We start from the raw sequence: 18,642 nt of genomic DNA, 5'->3' as shown, positions 1-18,642 counted from the left end.
GGCTCCGGATCAGGCCCCTACATTTGTTCTTATTTTGTCCAACTGCAAGGGCTGATCCGGTACAAATTCCCCAGTTTTGAAACTGGGCAGATACGCATCCGGATTGTGATCCGAGCCAACCTTGCCGGCCAACGCGGCAAGGTCGCCGATGAGAGCCTTCGTCATCATCGGTTTGCCGGCGATCACGGCATGGGCTTCGGTCGAGGGCATCGCCCGGTTGTTCCCGGGGTTTGCGTTGACGTCCAGAATGCATTCACGATGGATCATCTGCTTATCCTTCGGCTGACTTGTCGAAGATCATAGTTGGCCCTGATGACAGTTTCTGTCATTGGCTTGCTTCGACAATCCGCGACAATTGTTGTCTTGTCCCGGGCTGCGCTCTGACGCATAAACAGGTCCAGCCAAGTGAGTACGGAGAGGCGACATGCGCGCACGGATTTACCAGCCTGCAAGGAATGCGATGACTTCAGGAATGGCCAAGACCCGCAAGTGGGTTCTGGAATATGCCCCCGCTTCGGCACGTGAGGTTGATCCGCTGATGGGCTGGACATCATCCAATGACACGCAAACCCAGATACGCCTGAAATTCGACACCAAGAAAGAGGCGATGGATTATGCCAGGGACAATGGCATCGATGCGCAGGTCAGCGAGCCGCACAAGCGCAAACCCAACCTGCGCGCACGCGGATACGGAGAAAACTTCGCCACCGACCGCCGTGGGCCCTGGACACACTGAATGATCGAAATTCGCGAGGCAGACCCGACCTCGGACGTGTTGCGCCCGATTGTGGAAGCTCATTTCGCTCACAGCGAATCGGCCGGCCCTGCGGAAAGCAACCATACGATGAGCGCAGAATCACTGGCCGGATCGGGCATTCGATTCTGTGCGATTTACGACGATCAGCAGGCTTTGGGCTGCGGCGCCTTGAAGCTGTTGCCCGATGGCACGGCCGAGGTGAAATCGGTGCATATCCTCGCACAGGCACGGGGGCGCGGACTGGCGCGTGTCATGATGGCTCATCTGGCCGATCTGGCGCGCGCAGAAGGCGTCAAGGCTTTGGTTTTGGAAACCGGGGCAGAGCATCTTCCAGAGTATGATGCCGCCCGCAAGCTTTACGAAGCGTTGGGTTATTCCTATTGCGGACCGATCTTTGGGTACAGTGACGATCCGAACAGCGCATTCATGCGCTTGGCTCTTGAACCCCGCTCGTAAAAACCGCAAGAAGGGTGCAGCGGTCCCTTAGCTCAACTGGATAGAGCAGCTGACTTCTAATCAGCAGGTTGAGGGTTCGAGTCCTTCAGGGATCGCCATTCTCGAATTTCGATTTCGATGAACACGTCAGGCCGCAATGCGGGCTGTTTCTTCGCGGTTGTCGGGTAAGGTATGAAGGGCTGGACGAGGGGGTCATGCCAGCCCTTCTAAGGGGTCACAGAGTGGTAGTGTGTGTTCCTTAACCAAACATTAACCTGATTCACCATGTTCCGAAATTGGGGGATTCCCGTAGGACGGCCAATGCGCGGATTTCAGCGTGTGGGTTGCAGCCGGCGGATCAGGATCCGGGATCATAACGCGAATTTTTCAGGGTGATTTGGGGCCTGGGCCGTAAAAGCGCCAAGGTAGCGAAAAAAATATTGCAACCGGTTGCAAATAGAATCATTGTTGCGCGCAACAACAAGATTCGGGAGATCTGTATGTTGAACGTCGGATTGTTGGGTGCCGGGCGCATCGGGCGTGTTCATGCGCAGGCGATTGCATCGCATCCGGGCAGCAAACTCATTGCTGTTTCCGATGCCTTGACCGAGGCCGCGGCCAGCCTTGCCAGTGATCATAGGGCCGAGGCGCGCAGTTCCGAAGAGATCATTGCGGATCCGGAAATCGGCGCGGTTCTGATTGCAACTCCAACAGATACGCATTCTGACCTGATTGAAGCAGCGACAGGCGCAGGAAAAGCCGTCCTGTGTGAAAAGCCCGTTGATTTGGACCTGAAGCGCGCCTCGGATTGTCTGAATACCGTCGCGGAACGCGGCAAGCCGGTCATGATAGGGTTCAATCGGCGATTTGATCCCAATTTTGCGACCTTGAAGGCGGGGTTGGATGCGGGTGAGATCGGCAAGGCAGAGCTCCTGTCGATCACATCTTTTGACCCGGCGCCACCACCAGTCAGCTACGTAAAGGTGTCTGGCGGTTTGTTTCGGGACATGATGATCCATGATTTTGACATGGCTAACTTCCTGATGGGGGATGTTCCCGAAACGATCTCGGCGGTTGGGTCCTCGCTTGTGGATGCTGAAATCGGCGCCGCGGGGGATGTGGATACAGCGGCAGTTACAATGACTTACGCGGATGGCCGCATCGCGGTCATCAAGAATTCGCGGCGCGCGGCCTATGGCTATGACCAGCGGGTCGAACTGCTGGGGTCCGAGGGGTTGCTACAGGCTCAGAACATGCTGGAGAACACTGTCGTAAAGTCAACGGCGGACGGTGTGGTGGGGGCCAAGCCGACCTATTTCTTCCTGGAACGCTACATGCCTGCTTACCGTGTGGAATGGGCCGCATTTGTCGACGCTGTTGAAAGTGGATCCGAAGTTCCGGTCACGCTGAAGGACGGTGTTGCAGCGCTGGCGATGGCCGAGGCCGCGACCCTGTCAGCGCAGACGGGAAAGCCCGTTCGGATGGAAGAGATTTTGAAACCGGTTGCAAAATGATCGAAATTCTTCAAACTAATACCAGCTCGGCCCAGCGCCGCAGCCACTGAGATTCGGCACAGCCGGATGATTGGGGCCGGTACCCCGACAGAAGATCAGACTGAACCATTGGGAGGAAACTGAAATGAAGAAATTCGTTAAAGGCGCGCTTGCTGCGGGGGCACTGGCCTTGGCCACACCTGCATTTGCGCAGGAAATCGTGGTCGTGTCGCATGGCCAGGCCAATGACGCATTCTGGAACGTCGTGAAGAACGGCGTAGAGCAGGCCGGAAAAGATGTCGGTGTGAATGTGGAATATCGTGCACCTGAGACCTTTGACATGGTTGCCATGTCGCAGCTGATCGACGCCGCCGTGAACCAGGAGCCTGACGGACTGATCGTCTCGATCCCGGATGCCGATGCGCTTGGCCCCTCAATCGAACGTGCGGTTGCCGCCGGTATCCCGGTGATCTCGATCAACTCGGGTGCGGAAGTGGCCAAGGAACTGGGCGCTCTGCTGCATGTGGGTCAGGACGAATATGATGCGGGCAAGGCGGCTGGTGAAAAGCTGGCCTCGATGGGTGGAACCAATGCGATCTGTGTCAACCACGAGGTCGGCAACGTATCACTTGACCTGCGCTGTGAAGGCTTCACCGAAGGGTTTGGCGGTAAAGTAACCGTTCTGCCGACCTCGAACGATCCGTCCGAGATCGAGTCCAAAGTTGCCGCCGCGCTGGCCGCTGACGAAAGCGTCGATACCGTTATGGCGCTGGGCGCGAGCTCGGCCGGCGAGCCTTCGGTCGCCGCGGCCAAAGCCTCGGGGCGGGATTTGAATGTTGCCTCGTTCGACCTGTCGGCCAACTTCCTCCAGTCAATCGTGGATGGTGACGCGGCCTTTGCCATTGACCAGCAGCAGTACCTTCAGGGCTACCTGTCGGTGAACTTCATGGGTCTGCACGCCAAATACGGCCTGATGCCGGGCGGCGACGTGCCTTCGGGTCCGAACCTGATCACTCAGGACAAGGCCGCACAGGTCATCGAACTGTCCGCGCAGGGTATCCGCTGATTTCGGCGCGATCCGACAAACAACAGGATCGGCGCCAACGCGCCGGTCTCACCGAATTGGGAGGAAACCATGAGTGAATCAGCGCCCGTCCTGTCGGACGAAAGGGTCAAGAAAGAACCGTTCCTGACCAAACTGATGAAAAGACCCGAGCTGGGCGCCATTGCAGGGGCGGTTCTGGTATTCGTGTTCTTTGCGATCACCGCAGATGAATCGATGTTCACTCTTGCCGGTGTCATGAACTTCATGACCCCTGCGGCACAGTTGGGTATCCTGGCGATCGGTGCGGCACTGCTGATGATCGGTGGAGAGTTCGACCTGTCGATCGGATCGATGGTCGCGTTCTCGGGGCTGTTTTTCGGCGTCTGCGTCGTGACCTGGCAATTGCCGCTGATCTTTGCCATCCCAATGACATTCGTATTTGCGGCCTGTGTCGGTGCGGTCAACGGCAATATCGTGATCCGTTCGGGCCTGCCTTCGTTCATTGTAACGCTGGCGTTTCTGTTCATCCTTCGTGGCCTGTCACTGGTGGGGCTGAAAATGGCGACAGGCGGTTCGACCCAACTGCGCGGCGTGCGCGACGCGGTCGAAAACGACTGGCTGGCCCCCTTCTTTTCGGGCGAAGCATTCGGCAGCCTGTTCGCATGGCTGGCCGCCAACGGCATGATCGATACATTCAAAAGCGGCGCGCCCAAGGTCCCGGGTATTCCGGTCGAAATCCTGTGGTTCATCGTCATTACACTGGCGGCGACCTACGTGCTGCTGCGTACCCCGGTAGGGAACTGGATTTTCGCCTCGGGTGGTGACAGCACGGCTGCATCCAATTCGGGTGTACCGGTGAACCGCGTCAAGGTTTCACTGTTCATGCTGACGGCGTGCTGTGCCGCCCTTGTGGCGATCATTACCGTCATGGACGCAGGCTCGACCGATGCGCGGCGGGGGTTCCAGAAAGAATTCGAGGCGATTATCGCCGCGGTGATCGGCGGCTGCCTGCTGACCGGCGGATACGGCTCGGCCATCGGGGCTTTCTTCGGCTCGATCATCTTTGGAATGGTCGTCATCGGACTGACCTATACCGACTTTGATCAGGATTGGTTCCAGGTCTTTCTGGGTGCCATGCTGTTGATTGCCGTTCTGTTCAACAACGCGATCCGCAAGCGCGTAACCGGGGAGCGCTGATATGACCGAAGACACCAAGTTCCACCATGGCGATGCCGTCGATGATCAGGCGCCCATCGTTCAGATGAAAGACATCGAAAAGCACTTTGGCAATATCATCGCACTTGCTGGCGTCAGCTTTGACGTCAAGCCCGGGGAATGCCATTGCCTGCTGGGCGACAACGGCGCGGGCAAGTCCACCTTCATCAAGACCATGTCCGGGGTGCACAAACCTACCAAGGGCGAGATTTTGTTCGAAGGCCAGCCGTTGCATTTCGACACGCCGCGTGACGCGATGGAAGCGGGCATCGCGACCGTGTTTCAGGATCTTGCGATGATCCCGCTGATGAGCGTGACGCGCAATTTCTTCATGGGGCGCGAACCCACAAAGGGCAAAGGGTTGCTCAAGCGGTTCGATGTGGATCATGCAAACGAAGTCTGCATGGAAGAGATGCGCAAGATGGGCATCAATCTGCGCGCGCCGGATCAGGCGGTTGGGACATTGTCCGGCGGCGAACGTCAGACGGTGGCCATCGCGCGGGCGGTGTATTTCGGCGCCAAGATCTTGATCCTCGACGAACCGACCTCGGCGCTTGGTGTGCGTCAGACGTCCAATGTTCTTGCCACGATCGACCGGGTTCGCAGCCAGGGTGTCGGCGTGGTTTTCATCAGCCACAACGTGCGCCATGCGCTGGCGGTGGGCGATCGTTTTACCGTACTGAACCGCGGCAAAACACTGGGCACTGCCAAACGCGGTGAAATCACACCCGAAGAGTTGCAGGACCTGATGGCCGGTGGTCAGGAAATGGCCGAGCTTGAGGGATCGCTGGGCGGTACTGTCTAAAGCAAGACACTCGGATGCCCTCACGGGGGGCATCCATCGGGCGGTGGCACCTGACGCCACTCTGATTTCAGGCTCTGGCAAAAGGCCTGACACCTTCGCAAATGAGAAAACCCGCGGACCGCCGATGGCGGCTCCGAGTTGAAAGGGATCATGATGAGCAAAACAGTCCGATTGACCGCGGCGCAGGCTCTGGTGCGCTATCTGGGCGCGCAGATGAACGAGGCCGGAGAGCCGTTCATCGCAGGTGTGTGGGCGATCTTCGGCCATGGCAACGTGGCCGGTCTGGGCGAGGCGCTGCATGGGGTGAAAGACAGTCTTCCCACCTATCGCGGTCACAACGAACAGACCATGGCACACAGCGCTATTGCTTATGCCAAGCAGTTGGGTCGGCAACGCGCCATGGCGGTGACATCGTCGATCGGACCGGGGGCCACCAACATGGTCACGGCCGCTGCTCTGGCCCACGTGAACCGTCTGCCTGTTTTGTTGCTGCCCGGCGATGTATTTGCGACGCGTGGCCCCGATCCGGTTTTGCAGCAACCCGAAGTGTTCTCGGATGGAACCATCAGTGCGAATGATTGTTTCAGACCGGTCAGCCGGTATTTCGACCGCATCACCCGCCCGGAACATCTGCTGACGGCTCTGCCGCGCGCTTTCCGCACGATGACGGACCCGGCGGATTGCGGCCCGGCGACGCTGGCCTTTTGTCAGGATGTGCAGGCCGAAGCATATGACTATCCTGAAAGCTTCTTTGAGCCGCGCGTCTGGTATCAGCGCCGCATTCGCCCGGATGAGGGGGAACTGGCGCGCGCCGTTGCCGCGATCAAGGCCGCCAAGCGCCCCGTTATCGTTGCCGGCGGAGGTGTGCATTATTCGGACGCAACCGCCACGTTGCAGCGTTTTGCCGAGGCACACAATATCCCCGTGGCCGAGACACAGGCCGGCAAGTCCGCATTGGCCTGGGATCATCCGCTCAACCTTGGTCCTGTTGGTGTGACCGGGGGCGAACCTGCCAACGACATCTGCGCAAGGGCGGATCTTGTGCTGGGCGTCGGCACCCGGTTTCAGGACTTCACCACCGGGTCATGGGGGTTGTTTGCGAACCCCGAGCGGGAATTGATCAGCCTGAACACCGCCGCCTATGACGCCGAGAAGCACGGAGCGATGCCGTTGCAGGCCGACGCTCGGGTTGGTCTGGATGAACTCAGTGAAGCGCTGGGCGGCCATCGCGCGCCGGATCTGCCCGCGGCATTGAAATCTGATTGGTTCGGCAAAGTTGATGCGCTGACGGATGCCCCTGCGGACAGCAATGCACTTCCCACGGATATGCAGGTGATCGGCGCCGTGCAGCGGGCCGCCAAGGAAAACACTGTTGCGATGTGCGCTGCCGGAACGATGCCGGGTGAGCTGCACAAGCTTTGGAAGGCACCACGCCCCGGAGCCTATCACATGGAATATGGTTTCAGCTGCATGGGGTATGAGATCGCCGGTGCCATGGGCATCAAGATGGCCCAGCCCGACCGCGACGTGATCTGCTTTACCGGTGACGGCACTTATATGATGGCCAACTCGGAAATGGCGACGGCGGCGATGATGGGGATTTCGTTCACTGTTGTCGTCACGGACAACCGCGGGTTTGGGTGCATCAACCGTCTGCAAATGGGGACAGGCGGGGCCGAGTTCAACAACCTTCTCGACCACACTGTGCACGAGACAAAATCAGCCATCGATTTTGCCGCCCATGCGGCAGCGATGGGGGCGACTTCGGTCAAGGTCAGTTCAATTGCCGAGCTCGAAGACGCGCTGGCCAAACGCGATGAGGTCAAAGGCCCCTATGTCGTGGTGATCGACACCGATCCCTACCCATCGACCGAATATGGCGGAACCTGGTGGGAAGTGGCGGTGCCCGAGGTCAGCACCCGCCCCGAAGTGAATGAAAAACGCGCGGCCTATGAAGTCGCCATCAAGGAAAGAAACACGAAATGAGCGTGAAGATCGGTATCTCTCCGATTGCCTGGCAGAATGACGACCTGCCGGACCTGACCGCAGCTTACACGATGGAGCAGGCGCTGAAAGAAGCGCGCGAGATCGGCTATACAGGTGTCGAACGCGGCCAGAGGATGCCCGCCGACACCGAAGGGTTGCGGGCCTATCTGGACGCAAATGACATCGCGCTGTGTGGGGGGTGGTGCTCGGGCAGCACGCTGGTTAACGACCTGCACTCCGAGATCGCCGTCGTGCGCGAACAGGTCGAACAATTCGTTGCGCTGAACAGCCCGTGCATCGTTTATGCCGAATGCTCCAATACCGTCCAGGGACAGATTGGAACACCTGTCAATGATCGCCCCAAACTGTCGCGGGACGAGGTTCTGGCCTATGCGGGGAAGCTGACCGAGCTTGCCAAATGGATGGCAGATCAGGGCATGCCGATGGCCTATCACCATCACATGGGCACGATCATCGAAAGCGAAGATGAGGTGAACTGGCTGATGGAGGGGTCAGGCCCCGAATTGAGCCTGTGTTTCGATACCGGCCATCTGCTGTTTGGCGGCGGCGATGTGATGGCCACGCTGAACCGTTGGGGCGACCGGGTGCATCACGTGCATTTCAAGGATATCCGCCCTGAAATCGTACAGGTCACGCGTGAGAACAATCGCAGTTTTTTGGATGCGGTGATCGCGGGCGCGTTCACCGTGCCGGGCGATGGTTGCATCGACTTTCAGGCCGTGGCCAATGCACTGAAAGCAATGGATTACAGCGGCTGGATCGTGGTCGAGGCAGAGCAGGACCCGGCCAAGGCGCCGCCCTACGAGTACTCGAAAATGGGCTATGACCACATCGTCGAGGTCTGCGGCAAGGCCGGGCTGAAGATCACCCCATAGATCACCACCCCAAACGGGGCAACACCGAAGCCATCAGAGAGGAGCGCGTCATGGTACAACAGGACCTTGGATATGTCGGCTATTTCGACCGGGAATCCTGTGATCTGGACGAATTCAAAGTGTTGACCTCGCAAAACCTGACAACCGGTGCGGTGCCTCATGCCGCATCGGTGCAAAAGAACGTTCCGATCTATGATATGCATGCGCTGCGCCCGGCGTTGGAGAAGGCTGATCAAAGAAAAGCGCTGCTGGCGGAATGGGCGTATGTGCTGGACAAATCTGCGGGTGTGATCGTTCTAAAAGGCGCATTTGCGGATACGTCCGTGATCGACCGGGCGACCGCTGTGTTCCATCAGATGATCGAGGAAGAACGTCAGGGCGGGGCCGGAGAAGGTGACCACTTCGCGGCCTCGGGCGCGAATGACCGGGTGTGGAACGCGCTGCAAAAGCAATGCCTGCGCGACCCCGAGGGCTTTGCGCTTTATTTCGGGAATGTGGCCATTGCAGCGGCTTGCGAGGCATGGCTTGGCCCGAACTATCAGGTGACCGCTCAGATCAATCAGGTGCGCCCCGGTGGCAAGGCGCAACAGGCGCATCGGGATTATCACCTTGGGTTTCAAAGCGCCGAAAGCGCGGCCAGTTATCCGGCACAGGCTCATCTGGTGACGGCCTCGCTGACCCTGCAAGGGGCGGTTGCGCATTGTGACATGCCGGTGGAAAGCGGGCCGACCAAGTTGTTACCGTTCTCGCAGCTCTACCCGCCGGGCTATCTGGCGTTCCACGATGAAGCACACCGGGCGCATTTCGAAGACAGCTGTATCCAGTTGCCATTGGAAAAGGGTGACGCGGTGTTCTTCAATCCGGCGTTGTTCCATTCGGCGGGCGCGAACAGCAGCGCCAACATCAATCGCATGGCAAACCTGCTGCAAATCTCATCTGCCTTCGGGCGCGCGATGGAGTCGGTGGATCGGCGGGCGATGTCCGTGGCGGTGTTCCCGTCACTGATCGCCTTAAAACAGCGCGGGGCGCTGGACACAGCGCAGGTGGAGGCTGCAATTGCGGCCACGGCTGAGGGCTATCCCTTCCCGACCAATCTGGACACGGACCCCCCGGTCGGGGGCAATGCGCCGGAAAGCCAAGCGGATATTCTGCGTCGCGCGGTTGCGGAAAGATGGACTCAGGCGCAGCTGGCCCAGTCCCTATCGGCCCGGAACCAAAGGCAAGCTGCCTGAATACAACACAGGCGGGCACTCGGGGGCCGCCCAAGAAGGAGATCAAGAATGGCAGACCTGCTGAAGAAACCGATCGGAACCCGCGGCAAGGTACATGACATCACTCCGTCAAGCGCTGGATGGAAATACGTGGGCTTTGGGCTTTATCAGCTAAAGGCCGGGGATCGCGCAAACGAAGGGACTGCGGATCGCGAAGTCATCCTTGTGATGGTCGAAGGCAAGGCGCGGATCACCGGGGCAGGTCAGGACTGGGGCGTGTTGGGCGAGCGGATGAACGTCTTTGAAAAGACCCCGCCTCATTGCCTTTATCTGCCGAACGGAACCGAATGGGAGGCCGTGGCCGAAACCGATTGTGTGATCGCCGTGTGTTCAGCCCCGGGCAAGGGCGGCCACGAGGCCCGGCGGATCGGTCCGGACGGGATAACCCTGACTGAACGTGGAAAGGGTGCAAACACACGCTATATTAACAACATCGCGATGGAGGCCGAGGATTACGCCGACAGCCTGCTGGTGACCGAGGTGTTCACGCCGAACGGCCACTGGTCGTCCTATCCCAGCCACCGCCACGACGAAGATGACTATCCCCACATCACCTATCTGGAAGAGACCTACTACCACCGCCTGAACCCGTCGAACGGATTTGGGATCCAGCGGGTTTACACCGATGACGGCCAGTTGGATGAGACGATGGCGGTATCCGATGGCGACGTTGTGACTGTCCCGCGTGGCCATCACCCTTGCGGTGCGCCCTATGGGTTCGAGATGTATTATCTGAACGTCATGGCCGGACCGCTGCGGAAATGGCGGTTCGTGCCGGCCCCCGAGGTCGAATGGATCATGGAGCGTGACGGATGAGCCAAACTTTTGCCAATTACCCAAGCCTCGCAGGGAAGACTGTTTTCATCACCGGCGGCGCCGGCGGAATTGGCGCGGAAACCGTTCGGGCCTTTGCCGAACAGGGGGCAAAGGTTGGGTTTTTGGACCTCAACGCCGATGCCGGGCTTGCTTTGCTTTCCGAACTGGACGGAGAGCATGCATTCGCCCAATGCGATCTTCGCGACATTGACGAGATGAACGCCGCAATAGGGCAATTGGTTGAAGAGCTGGGCGAGGCGGGTGTTCTGGTGAACAACGCGGCCCGGGATGACCGGCACGACTGGCGCGACGTCACGCCTGACTACTGGGATGAGCGCATGGCGACAAATATCCGCCACATGTTCTTTGCCATTCAGTCGGTGGCACCCGGAATGATCGCCAGGGGTGCAGGTTCGATCATCAATATCGGCTCGAATTCGTGGTGGGAGGCCGGGGCGGGTTTCCCTGCCTATGCCACCGCCAAATCCGCTGTGCATGGACTGACCCGCACCATGGCGCGCGAGCTGGGCGATCACCGTATCCGCGTCAACACGGTCGTGCCCGGCTGGATCATGACCCAGCGCCAGAAAGATCTGTGGGTCACCCCCGAGGCTCTGGCCAAGCAGATCGACCGTCAGTGCCTGCCCGACCCGATCGACCCGGTCTATGTGGCGCGGATGGTGCTGTTTCTGGCGTCGAACGATGCGGCCATGTGCAGTGCCGGGAACTTCATGGTCGAAGGCGGGTCGATCTAAGTCTTTCCATACCGAAAGAGAAATCAATGCCTCAACCGTTTCTACTTGCGGCCTGTGCCGAGATGCTGTGGCTGGACAGGCCGATGGATTGGCGCGCCGCCCGGCTGGCCGAGATGGGGTTCGGTGTTGGGCTGTGGAACTGGCCGGAGCTCGATATTCCCAGACTGGTCGCAACCGGCGCCAGCTTCACCATCATGAACGGCTATCTTCAGGGGCGGCTGGCCGACGATGACGGGGCCGAGATGCTGCTGGCCTCGGCGGCCGAAACAATTCAGGTCGGCAAGCGTCTGGGCGTTGCGCGTCTGAATCTGCACGGCACCGGGTTGGGTGATGGTGGCATACCGATCTGGCAACATGACGAGGTCACAGGGCCGATGTGGCTCAAGGCCAGGGACACCCTGAACCGGATCTGTGATCTGGCCCAGGCCGAAGATGTGGTGTTCACGCTTGAAAACCTGAACCTGCTGGACCATCCAGGCTGTCCGTTCGGGTCAACGGCGGACGTGCTTTCCTTGGTTTCGTCGGTTGATCGTCCGCAGTTGCGGATCAATCTCGACCTCTACCATACCCAGATCGGCGAGGGGGATCTGATCCGATGGTGTGAAAAATGCCTGCCCTGGATCGGAGAGGTGCAGGTGGCCGACAATCCCGGTCGGTGCGAGCCCGGAACCGGTGAGATCAACTATGCCGCCGTGGCGCGTGCGTTGAACGAATTGGGCTATCGCGGCCCGGTCGGGATGGAAGCCTTCGCCGCAGGCGACCCGGAAGACGCGCTAAACGCCTTCCGGTCGGCATTCACGCTCTGAGCGTTACCGCTGCGGTGGCGCACCAAAGGCGCGGATCACCGTGCGGGCAGCAGCCTCAACCGAGTCGTGCGTTTCCTTCAGGATCGTTACCCGGTCGAACCGGTCGGGGTCGCGGTTTACGGCCTCGCGCAGGGCGGTGCCGAAGGCCATGCGCAGCTCGGTCCCGATGTTGAATTTGCAGATCGCGGTTTCACGCGCCAGCCGCGCGCGCTGTTCGACCGGCACACCCGATCCGCCATGGATGACCAGTGGAACGTCGGTCATGGAGTCGATCTGGCGTATGCGGTTTTCGTCCAGACCACCTTCCTTTTTTTGCTGAAGGTGGACGTTTCCGACCGAGATTGCCATCGCGTCCACGCCGCTGTCGCGGGCAAACTTTGCGGCTTCCTCGGGATCCGTGCCGTTGGAACCTTCACCGCCGGAATAGCCGACGAAGCCGATCTCGCCCTCGCACGAGATCCCGGCGGCATGGGCCATTTCGGCAATCGCGGCGGTTTCATCGATGTTCTGCTGCAAGGGCTTGCGCGACCCGTCGAACATCAGCGAGGTGAACCCGCTGTCCAGCGCGATCTTGCAGTCCTCGAAGGTATAGCCGTGGTCCAGATGCGCCACCACGGGCACCGAGGCGTTTTCGGCCAGATACCGGAACATCTTGCCCAGGATCGGCAGCGGGGTGTGCTCGCGGCAGCTGGGTCCGGCTTGCAGGATCACCGGGGCGTTCTCGGCCTCGGCGGCGGCGACATAGGCGCGCATGTCCTCCCAGCCCAGCGTCACCAGGCCGCCGATGGCATAGCCCTGTTCGTAGGCGGGTTGCAGGACGTCTTTGAGCGTAGCGAGGGTCATTTGAATTTGGCGATCATGTCTTTGATGCCCGGGATCGTTTCGATCTGATAGGCATGGGTGGGTTGGAAATACTGTACCAGCGACCGCTGGGTCAGCCCGCCGAGGATGGTGAAGTAATACATCTCGTATCCCGGCAGCACGCAGCACGGGTGATAGCCCTTGTCGATGCAGATCGTGGAGCCATCGACGATGTGATAGGCATCGCCCGGCTCGTTGTCCTCGCGTTGCAGCATCTGTAGGCCCGAGCCCCAGTTGGGTTTGAAGCGGAAATTGTAGGTTTCGTCATGCCGGGTCTCGTCCGGCAGGCGGTTGGTGTCGTGCTTGTGGCTGGGAAAGCCCGACCAGCCGCCCTGACCGACGGTGAACAGCTCGCTCACCAATAGGCGACCGACCTTGTCATGCTGTTTCTGGCCGAGGATGTGCTTGATTTTGCGGTGGGTCTTGGTGTCGTCGCTGCCGTATTGCACCAGGTCGTGCTCGCGCACGTCGAACGGATCCAGCACCTTGTCATACTTTGCGCCTGCCACGAACACCTCGGCAGCCTCTGACACGCAGACCATCTGCGCCCGTGCTCCCGACGGGACATAGGCTCCCTCGGGTTCGCCATCCCAGACATCCTCGCCCCGATTACCCAGATGGGCAAAGCGCACGCCTTCGACGTCCACGTCGACGCTGCCGGTGGCGGGCACGATGCAGGTCTCGTAGCCCGGCACCTGGTATTCGAACGCTTCACCTATGTTCAGTTTGACGATGTTGAAATAGTTCAGCGGAACGGTCGGATCATCGGCGTCTACGATGGGTTTGTTCCGATTGTCATAGGGCGCGATATGCATGGTACTCTCCTATGTGGTCGGGCCGGGATGCGAAGCGAGGAACGCGTCCAGTTCTGGTGTCGTTGGCATGGCGGGTGCGCAACCGGGATGCGACACCACGATCGACGCGCAGGCCGAACCGCGCATGACGGCGTCTTTCAGATCGTGCCCCGCCGCGATCGAGGCCAGAAGCCCGGCCATGAAACTGTCGCCAGCCCCGTTGGGTTTGACAGCCGTAACCGGGTAAATACCGGTTCGCAGCTCTTGCCCGTCCACGAAGGTGACAGCACCTTTTTCGCCCATCTTGTAGATGACGATCCGACCCGGTTTTTGGGCAAGTTCCTGCGCTTTGGCAAAACCCTTTTCGATGCCGCCGGCCATGAATCCGAACTCTTCGTCATTGCCGACGATCAGGTTGCTGGCTTCGCCAGCCCGCGACAGAACTTCGGCAGCCACCTCGGCCGAGGGCCAGCTGTATGGGCGGTAATCGATGTCGAAGATGATCGGCAGGCCTGCGCTTCGGGCGTTCTCGAAGGCCCGGAATGTGGCGCTGCGCGACGGTTCGGACGCAAAGACCGTTCCAGCCGAGATGATTGCCGAGAAAGATGAATAATCGACCCTGTCCATATCCTCTTTCGTGACTTGGAAATCAACGGCCCCGTTGCGATAGATCACATTCTGAAAGTCCTCGATCCGGCTTTCGTACACGGCCAAAGACATGCGGTATTCGCCGCCCAGAATGCGGATATAGGATGTGTCCACCCCGTAATGCCGCAACCGGTTGAGGCAGAACCGCCCAATCGCATCGTTCGAGACGGACGTGATCAGCGACGCCTCGCTGCCCAACTTGACCAGCCCGGCACAAATGTTGGCAGAAGAACCACCAAGGTCGGCATGAAACGTGCTGGCATCCTCGCTTTTGACACCAATTGGGTCTGCGTAAAGGTCCATACCCGCACGCCCCAGAACGGCGAAACGGTTTCCTTTGATACCATCCATCAAAACGCTCAAGTTTTGTCCTCCGGCAGAATGGGTCGGCAAAGTTTGGACCTTGCGTTGAATCGATTCACACGATACTGATTTTGCAACCGGTTGCAAATGATATGTTCGGAGCCGTTGCAGATGCCTGAAATCGGAATTGGAATCGTCGGTGGCGGCTATATGGGCAAGGCCCATTCCGTGGCCATGTCAGCGGTCGGCGCGGTGTTCAACACGGCATTGAGACCCCGGCTCGAGGTCATCTGTGCCTCCAGCCCCGAAAGCGCCCAACGTTATAGGACGGCCTACGGTTTTGACCGAGCGACCGATGATTGGCGGGTATTGGTTGAGGATCCCAAGGTTCAGGCAATCGTCATCGCCTCGCCTCAATCGACACATCGTCAGATTGCCGAAGCAGCTTTTGCACTGGGTAAACCGGTCTTGTGTGAAAAACCATTGGGCGCATCGCTTGAGGACAGTCTGGCCATGGTTGCTGCTGCCGAAGCGTCGGGCGCGGTCAACATGGTGGGGTTCAACTATGTTCGTACGCCTGCGACGCAATACGCACGCCAGCTTATTGCAAATGGTGAAATCGGGGATATCACCTGGTTCCGGGGCGAGCATACCGAGGATTTCTATGCCGACCCGCACGCTTCTGCCTCCTGGCGTACGACGGGCATGGCCAATGGCACCATCGGAGATCTGGCACCGCATATGGTCAACGGTGCATTGGCGCTGGTTGGACCGATCGCGCGTGTGATGGCGGATGTTGAAACGGTTCACAAAACCCGACCGGGTGGTGAAGTGACAAATGATGATCATGCCCAGATGATGTGCCGTTTTGAAAACGGGGTTATGGGCAACCTGTATTTCAGCCGCGTCGCGACGGGGCGGAAAATGGGCTATGCTTATGAAATATCGGGAACAAAGGGCGCCATCCGGTTCGATCAGGAAGACCAGAACGCGCTGTGGCTCTACAAGCGGGAAGGACCCGAAGCGTCCCGTGGGTTCACAAAAATCCTGACCGGACCGGCGCATCCGGATTACGAGCCCTTCTGCCAGGGTCCGGGCCACGGAACAGGCTATCAGGACCAGATCATTATCGAGGCCAAAGACTTTCTTCAGGCCGTCCACACCGGAAAGGCCACTTGGCCCACCTTTCGCGACGGGCATGAGGTCAACCGGGTGCTTGCCGCCGCCTTGGCATCGTCCGAGCAGCGGCAGTGGAAAGACATCCGCGATTTCTGATCGCTCAAACAAAAAAGTTCTAATGAGAGACGATGACCATGGCTAAGTTGAGATGGGGCATGATCGGTGGTGGTGAAGGCAGCCAGATTGGCCCCGCGCACCGCTTGGGGGCACAGGCTGACGGGCTGTTTGAATTTGCCGCAGGCGCGCTGGATCACCGGCCCGAAGCGGGCCGGGAATACGCGCAGCGATTGGGTGTTGCCGCTGATCGCGCCTATGGCGACTGGCAAGAGATGCTGGCCGGTGAGAAGGACCGTGAAGACCGGATCGATCTGGTGACAATCGCCACTCCGAATTCGACGCATTTCGAGATCGCCAAGGCCTATCTTGAGGCGGGCTTCAATGTCTTGTGTGAAAAACCGATGACCATGACTGTAGAAGAGGGTGAGGAAATAGTCCGCGTCGCCGAAGCATCGGGAAAGATCTGCGCGGTGAACTACTGCTATTCCGCCTATCCGATGGTGCGGCAGGCCCGCGCTATGGTGCGCTCAGGCGAAATCGGACAGGTGCGTCTTGTGGTGACCAATTTCAGCCACGGCCATCATGGGGATGCCACCGATGCGGACAATCCGCGCGTGCGCTGGCGCTATGACCCTGTGATGGCAGGGGTTTCCGGGCAGTTCGCCGATTGCGGTATCCACGCCCTGCATATGGCCAGTTTTATCTGCGATGATGAGGTGAAGACGCTTTCGGCTGATATGGCCTCAACGATCGCAAGCCGGGAACTGGAAGACGATGCAATGATCAACTTCCGGATGGAAAGCGGCACAGTCGGGCGTCTTTGGACATCTTCTGTGGCGATCGGGCGCCAGCATGGCTTTGACATTCAGGTCTTTGGCGAAACCGGCGGGTTGCGCTGGGCGTCAGAGCAACCCAACCAGTTGATCTACACCCCGGTAGGAGGGCGCACCCAGATCATCGAAAAGGGCGAGGGGGGTCTTCATGATGAAGTGCAGCGCCTGTCTCGGGTCGCCATCGCGCACCCCGAAGGCTTCCCGCTGGCTGTAGCCAATATCTATTGCGATCTGGCGGATGCGATCCGCGGTGAAAGCCGGGATGGCCTGCCCACCGCAGCGGATGGCGTGCGATCGATCGCAGCGGTGCACGCGGCTGTTGCGTCGGGCAAAGCAGATGGTGCCTGGCAGGACGCCCGCCCGCCGATGTTCCGCTGATCAGAGGCGGGGCCGCAACGTGCCCCGCTCGACCACCCGGCAGGGGAAAATCCGTGCCTCGGGGTAGCGATCGGGCGCCTTCAGCATCTCTTCCACCAGATCGACCGACGAGGTGATGATCTGCTTGATCGGCTGATGGATAGTCGTCAGGTTGATATATTCCCAGCGCGACATCTCCATGTCGTTCAGGCCGATGATCCCGATATCGGTGCCCGGTTTCAGCCCGTGATCGGCCAGCGCCGACAGCGCCCCGATCGACAGGATGTCGTCGCCGCAGAAATAGGCCTGCGCAGGATCACCCGCCAGCAGGCGCAGCATCTCGGCCCGGCCGGCCTCGAAGGAATAAGCTCCGGCGAAGGAGTGGTTGACGGGAATCTGCGGATGGTTGGCCATTTCCTCGAAAAAGCCCCGCTGCCGGTCCAGGGACGAGGTCGCATCCTGCGGCCCGCCCAGATAGCCCACGCTGGCATAACCCCGCGCGACCAGCTCGCGCGCGGCCATGCGGCCGCATTCCACATTGTCGATCCCGACCACATGCACCTCGGGCGAGGTGGCAGACCGGCCGAACGTGTGCACCACCGGCACGCCCGCATCGTGGAACGCTTTGGCAAAGCTGGGCGGCAAGGTCGACGAGGCGACGATCACCGCATCCACCGAATATTGCCGCAGCATGCGTACGGAATTGGCGGGCTCGGTCTCGTCCGTCAGGTTCACGATCAGCGGGCGCAGGCCGCGTTCCTGTAAGGCGCGTGTAAACTGGTCGAAGACTTCCAGAAAGATCGGGTTGTGAAAGTTGTTCGAAATCAACCCGATCAGTTTGGTGCGCCCGGTCGTCAGCGACGAAGCCAGAGCATTGGGGCTGTAGCCCAGCTCTCGCGCGGCCTTTTCAACCTTGCTGCGCGTTTTTGCGGAAACCGAGGCACCTTCGGTAAAGGTGCGCGACACCGCAGATCGCGATACACCGGCCAAGGCGGCCACGTCTTTCAGGGTCACGCTCACGCTGCGGGACTCCGATTACAGCGAGGCAGGAAAACAGATAAGTCTGGCATTGCCCGAGCATTATGCATCATCGACCTGAACTTGCAACCGGTTGCAACTCTGCCGCGACGATTCAACCGTGTTTGCATGTCGAAACTTTGGAGGCAAAAAGGTGGGTGATGAGACACTCGAACTCCTGACATCTTCGGCATAACCGAAGCGCATTTTCCAATCCGCAGATGCACCAAGACGCCGTCTTGCATTACCGCCAAGCGCACGATTTCTCAGAAATGCCTGGCGTTGTCAGCGATTTGAAGTTGCATAAACTGCG

19 protein-coding genes and 1 tRNA gene are annotated in these 18,642 nt (G+C 59.5%); 15 read left to right on the top strand and 5 right to left on the bottom strand.

Features of this window, described 5'->3' with window-relative positions; genetic code table 11:
• Positions 1–9: 9 nt before the first annotated feature.
• Positions 10–267 carry a hypothetical protein gene (locus tag ACR0I0_RS18790; protein ID WP_171638041.1) on the bottom strand — a complete coding sequence of 86 codons (258 nt, stop codon included), beginning with the start codon at positions 265–267 and terminating at the stop codon, positions 10–12.
• A gap of 157 nt (positions 268–424) precedes the next feature.
• Here ACR0I0_RS18790 and ACR0I0_RS18785 point away from each other — a divergent pair, with 157 nt between their 5' ends.
• The 13 genes from ACR0I0_RS18785 (at position 425) to ACR0I0_RS18725 (ending at position 12,280) form a co-directional block, all read left to right on the top strand.
• Positions 425–736, top strand: coding sequence for an ETC complex I subunit (locus ACR0I0_RS18785; protein WP_152459136.1), 312 nt, complete (start codon positions 425–427; stop codon positions 734–736).
• Entirely contained in the window at positions 737–1,213 is a 477-nt protein-coding gene (locus tag ACR0I0_RS18780; protein WP_171638037.1) for a GNAT family N-acetyltransferase, read from the top strand. It abuts the gene before it with no gap.
• 21 nt (positions 1,214–1,234) lie between these two features.
• Positions 1,235–1,311, top strand: a tRNA-Arg gene (locus ACR0I0_RS18775).
• A 381-nt stretch (positions 1,312–1,692) separates the two neighbouring features.
• Positions 1,693–2,706, top strand: coding sequence for an inositol 2-dehydrogenase (gene iolG, locus ACR0I0_RS18770; protein ID WP_209835322.1), 1,014 nt, complete (start codon positions 1,693–1,695; stop codon positions 2,704–2,706).
• 124 nt (positions 2,707–2,830) lie between these two features.
• Complete coding sequence (locus tag ACR0I0_RS18765; RefSeq protein ID WP_171638033.1) at positions 2,831–3,751, top strand: sugar ABC transporter substrate-binding protein; 921 nt, start codon at positions 2,831–2,833, stop codon at positions 3,749–3,751.
• Between the two features lie 69 nt (positions 3,752–3,820).
• Complete coding sequence (locus ACR0I0_RS18760) at positions 3,821–4,927, top strand: ABC transporter permease (protein ID WP_171118992.1); 1,107 nt, start codon at positions 3,821–3,823, stop codon at positions 4,925–4,927.
• A 1-nt stretch (position 4,928) separates the two neighbouring features.
• The gene (locus tag ACR0I0_RS18755) at positions 4,929–5,750 is read left to right on the top strand and encodes an ATP-binding cassette domain-containing protein (protein WP_152459131.1); all 822 of its coding nucleotides are present in this window, start codon (positions 4,929–4,931) and stop codon (positions 5,748–5,750) included.
• 153 nt (positions 5,751–5,903) lie between these two features.
• The gene (gene iolD / locus ACR0I0_RS18750; protein WP_480492509.1) at positions 5,904–7,736 is read left to right on the top strand and encodes a 3D-(3,5/4)-trihydroxycyclohexane-1,2-dione acylhydrolase (decyclizing); all 1,833 of its coding nucleotides are present in this window, start codon (positions 5,904–5,906) and stop codon (positions 7,734–7,736) included.
• Positions 7,733–8,632, top strand: coding sequence for a myo-inosose-2 dehydratase (gene iolE, locus ACR0I0_RS18745; protein ID WP_171725071.1), 900 nt, complete (start codon positions 7,733–7,735; stop codon positions 8,630–8,632). Before iolD ends, iolE begins: the two co-directional genes overlap by 4 nt.
• A 50-nt stretch (positions 8,633–8,682) precedes the next feature.
• Positions 8,683–9,864: a phytanoyl-CoA dioxygenase family protein gene (locus ACR0I0_RS18740; protein ID WP_480492508.1), complete on the top strand. Its 1,182-nt coding sequence runs from the start codon at positions 8,683–8,685 to the stop codon at positions 9,862–9,864.
• 48 nt (positions 9,865–9,912) lie between these two features.
• A complete protein-coding gene (gene iolB, locus ACR0I0_RS18735) occupies positions 9,913–10,719 on the top strand; it encodes a 5-deoxy-glucuronate isomerase (protein WP_480492507.1) in 807 nt (268 codons plus the stop codon).
• Complete coding sequence (locus ACR0I0_RS18730) at positions 10,716–11,474, top strand: SDR family NAD(P)-dependent oxidoreductase (protein ID WP_171638020.1); 759 nt, start codon at positions 10,716–10,718, stop codon at positions 11,472–11,474. The genes iolB and ACR0I0_RS18730 overlap by 4 nt, the downstream gene beginning before the upstream one ends.
• Before the next feature lie 26 nt (positions 11,475–11,500).
• Positions 11,501–12,280: a TIM barrel protein gene (locus ACR0I0_RS18725; RefSeq protein ID WP_480492506.1), complete on the top strand. Its 780-nt coding sequence runs from the start codon at positions 11,501–11,503 to the stop codon at positions 12,278–12,280.
• A gap of 3 nt (positions 12,281–12,283) precedes the next feature.
• Here the strand turns inward: ACR0I0_RS18725 and ACR0I0_RS18720 are convergent, their stop codons facing one another.
• Genes ACR0I0_RS18720 through iolC form a run of 3 tightly spaced genes read right to left on the bottom strand, consistent with a single transcriptional unit; the run spans position 12,284 to position 14,934 of the window.
• On the bottom strand, positions 12,284–13,123 hold the full coding sequence (locus ACR0I0_RS18720) for a class II fructose-bisphosphate aldolase (protein ID WP_171638016.1): 840 nt from the start codon (positions 13,121–13,123) through the stop codon (positions 12,284–12,286).
• Positions 13,120–13,956, bottom strand: coding sequence for a 5-deoxy-glucuronate isomerase (locus tag ACR0I0_RS18715; RefSeq protein ID WP_171638014.1), 837 nt, complete (start codon positions 13,954–13,956; stop codon positions 13,120–13,122). Before ACR0I0_RS18715 ends, ACR0I0_RS18720 begins: the two co-directional genes overlap by 4 nt.
• Positions 13,957–13,965: 9 nt before the next feature.
• Positions 13,966–14,934: a 5-dehydro-2-deoxygluconokinase gene (gene iolC, locus ACR0I0_RS18710; protein ID WP_480492505.1), complete on the bottom strand. Its 969-nt coding sequence runs from the start codon at positions 14,932–14,934 to the stop codon at positions 13,966–13,968.
• Between the two features lie 123 nt (positions 14,935–15,057).
• Here iolC and ACR0I0_RS18705 point away from each other — a divergent pair, with 123 nt between their 5' ends.
• Together ACR0I0_RS18705 and ACR0I0_RS18700 are read left to right on the top strand one after the other, a co-directional pair.
• A complete protein-coding gene (locus tag ACR0I0_RS18705; RefSeq protein WP_480486640.1) occupies positions 15,058–16,161 on the top strand; it encodes a Gfo/Idh/MocA family protein in 1,104 nt (367 codons plus the stop codon).
• Between the two features lie 38 nt (positions 16,162–16,199).
• Positions 16,200–17,333 (top strand): Gfo/Idh/MocA family protein, encoded by a 1,134-nt coding sequence (locus tag ACR0I0_RS18700; protein ID WP_480492504.1) that lies wholly within the window; start codon positions 16,200–16,202, stop codon positions 17,331–17,333.
• Here ACR0I0_RS18700 and ACR0I0_RS18695 read toward each other — a convergent pair whose 3' ends face one another.
• A complete protein-coding gene (locus tag ACR0I0_RS18695) occupies positions 17,334–18,332 on the bottom strand; it encodes a LacI family DNA-binding transcriptional regulator (RefSeq protein ID WP_480492503.1) in 999 nt (332 codons plus the stop codon).
• Positions 18,333–18,642: the final 310 nt, after the last annotated feature.

The sequence above is a fragment of the Ruegeria sp. AG6 genome (assembly GCF_056541565.1).
Note: the sequence above shows the minus strand (reverse complement) of the source record. Positions and strands in the feature narration are given on the sequence as shown.

Bases quoted from the DNA above. Each gene is read 5' to 3' on its own strand.
- ACR0I0_RS18790 (WP_171638041.1), bottom strand. From the start codon at position 267: ATGATCCATCGTGAATGCATTCTGGACGTCAACGCAAACCCCGGGAAC.
- ACR0I0_RS18785 (WP_152459136.1), top strand. From the start codon at position 425: ATGCGCGCACGGATTTACCAGCCTGCAAGGAATGCGATGACTTCAGGA.
- ACR0I0_RS18780 (WP_171638037.1), top strand. From the start codon at position 737: ATGATCGAAATTCGCGAGGCAGACCCGACCTCGGACGTGTTGCGCCCG.
- iolG (WP_209835322.1), top strand. From the start codon at position 1,693: ATGTTGAACGTCGGATTGTTGGGTGCCGGGCGCATCGGGCGTGTTCAT.
- ACR0I0_RS18765 (WP_171638033.1), top strand. From the start codon at position 2,831: ATGAAGAAATTCGTTAAAGGCGCGCTTGCTGCGGGGGCACTGGCCTTG.
- ACR0I0_RS18760 (WP_171118992.1), top strand. From the start codon at position 3,821: ATGAGTGAATCAGCGCCCGTCCTGTCGGACGAAAGGGTCAAGAAAGAA.
- ACR0I0_RS18755 (WP_152459131.1), top strand. From the start codon at position 4,929: ATGACCGAAGACACCAAGTTCCACCATGGCGATGCCGTCGATGATCAG.
- iolD (WP_480492509.1), top strand. From the start codon at position 5,904: ATGAGCAAAACAGTCCGATTGACCGCGGCGCAGGCTCTGGTGCGCTAT.
- iolE (WP_171725071.1), top strand. From the start codon at position 7,733: ATGAGCGTGAAGATCGGTATCTCTCCGATTGCCTGGCAGAATGACGAC.
- ACR0I0_RS18740 (WP_480492508.1), top strand. From the start codon at position 8,683: ATGGTACAACAGGACCTTGGATATGTCGGCTATTTCGACCGGGAATCC.
- iolB (WP_480492507.1), top strand. From the start codon at position 9,913: ATGGCAGACCTGCTGAAGAAACCGATCGGAACCCGCGGCAAGGTACAT.
- ACR0I0_RS18730 (WP_171638020.1), top strand. From the start codon at position 10,716: ATGAGCCAAACTTTTGCCAATTACCCAAGCCTCGCAGGGAAGACTGTT.
- ACR0I0_RS18725 (WP_480492506.1), top strand. From the start codon at position 11,501: ATGCCTCAACCGTTTCTACTTGCGGCCTGTGCCGAGATGCTGTGGCTG.
- ACR0I0_RS18720 (WP_171638016.1), bottom strand. From the start codon at position 13,123: ATGACCCTCGCTACGCTCAAAGACGTCCTGCAACCCGCCTACGAACAG.
- ACR0I0_RS18715 (WP_171638014.1), bottom strand. From the start codon at position 13,956: ATGCATATCGCGCCCTATGACAATCGGAACAAACCCATCGTAGACGCC.
- iolC (WP_480492505.1), bottom strand. From the start codon at position 14,934: ATGGATGGTATCAAAGGAAACCGTTTCGCCGTTCTGGGGCGTGCGGGT.
- ACR0I0_RS18705 (WP_480486640.1), top strand. From the start codon at position 15,058: ATGCCTGAAATCGGAATTGGAATCGTCGGTGGCGGCTATATGGGCAAG.
- ACR0I0_RS18700 (WP_480492504.1), top strand. From the start codon at position 16,200: ATGGCTAAGTTGAGATGGGGCATGATCGGTGGTGGTGAAGGCAGCCAG.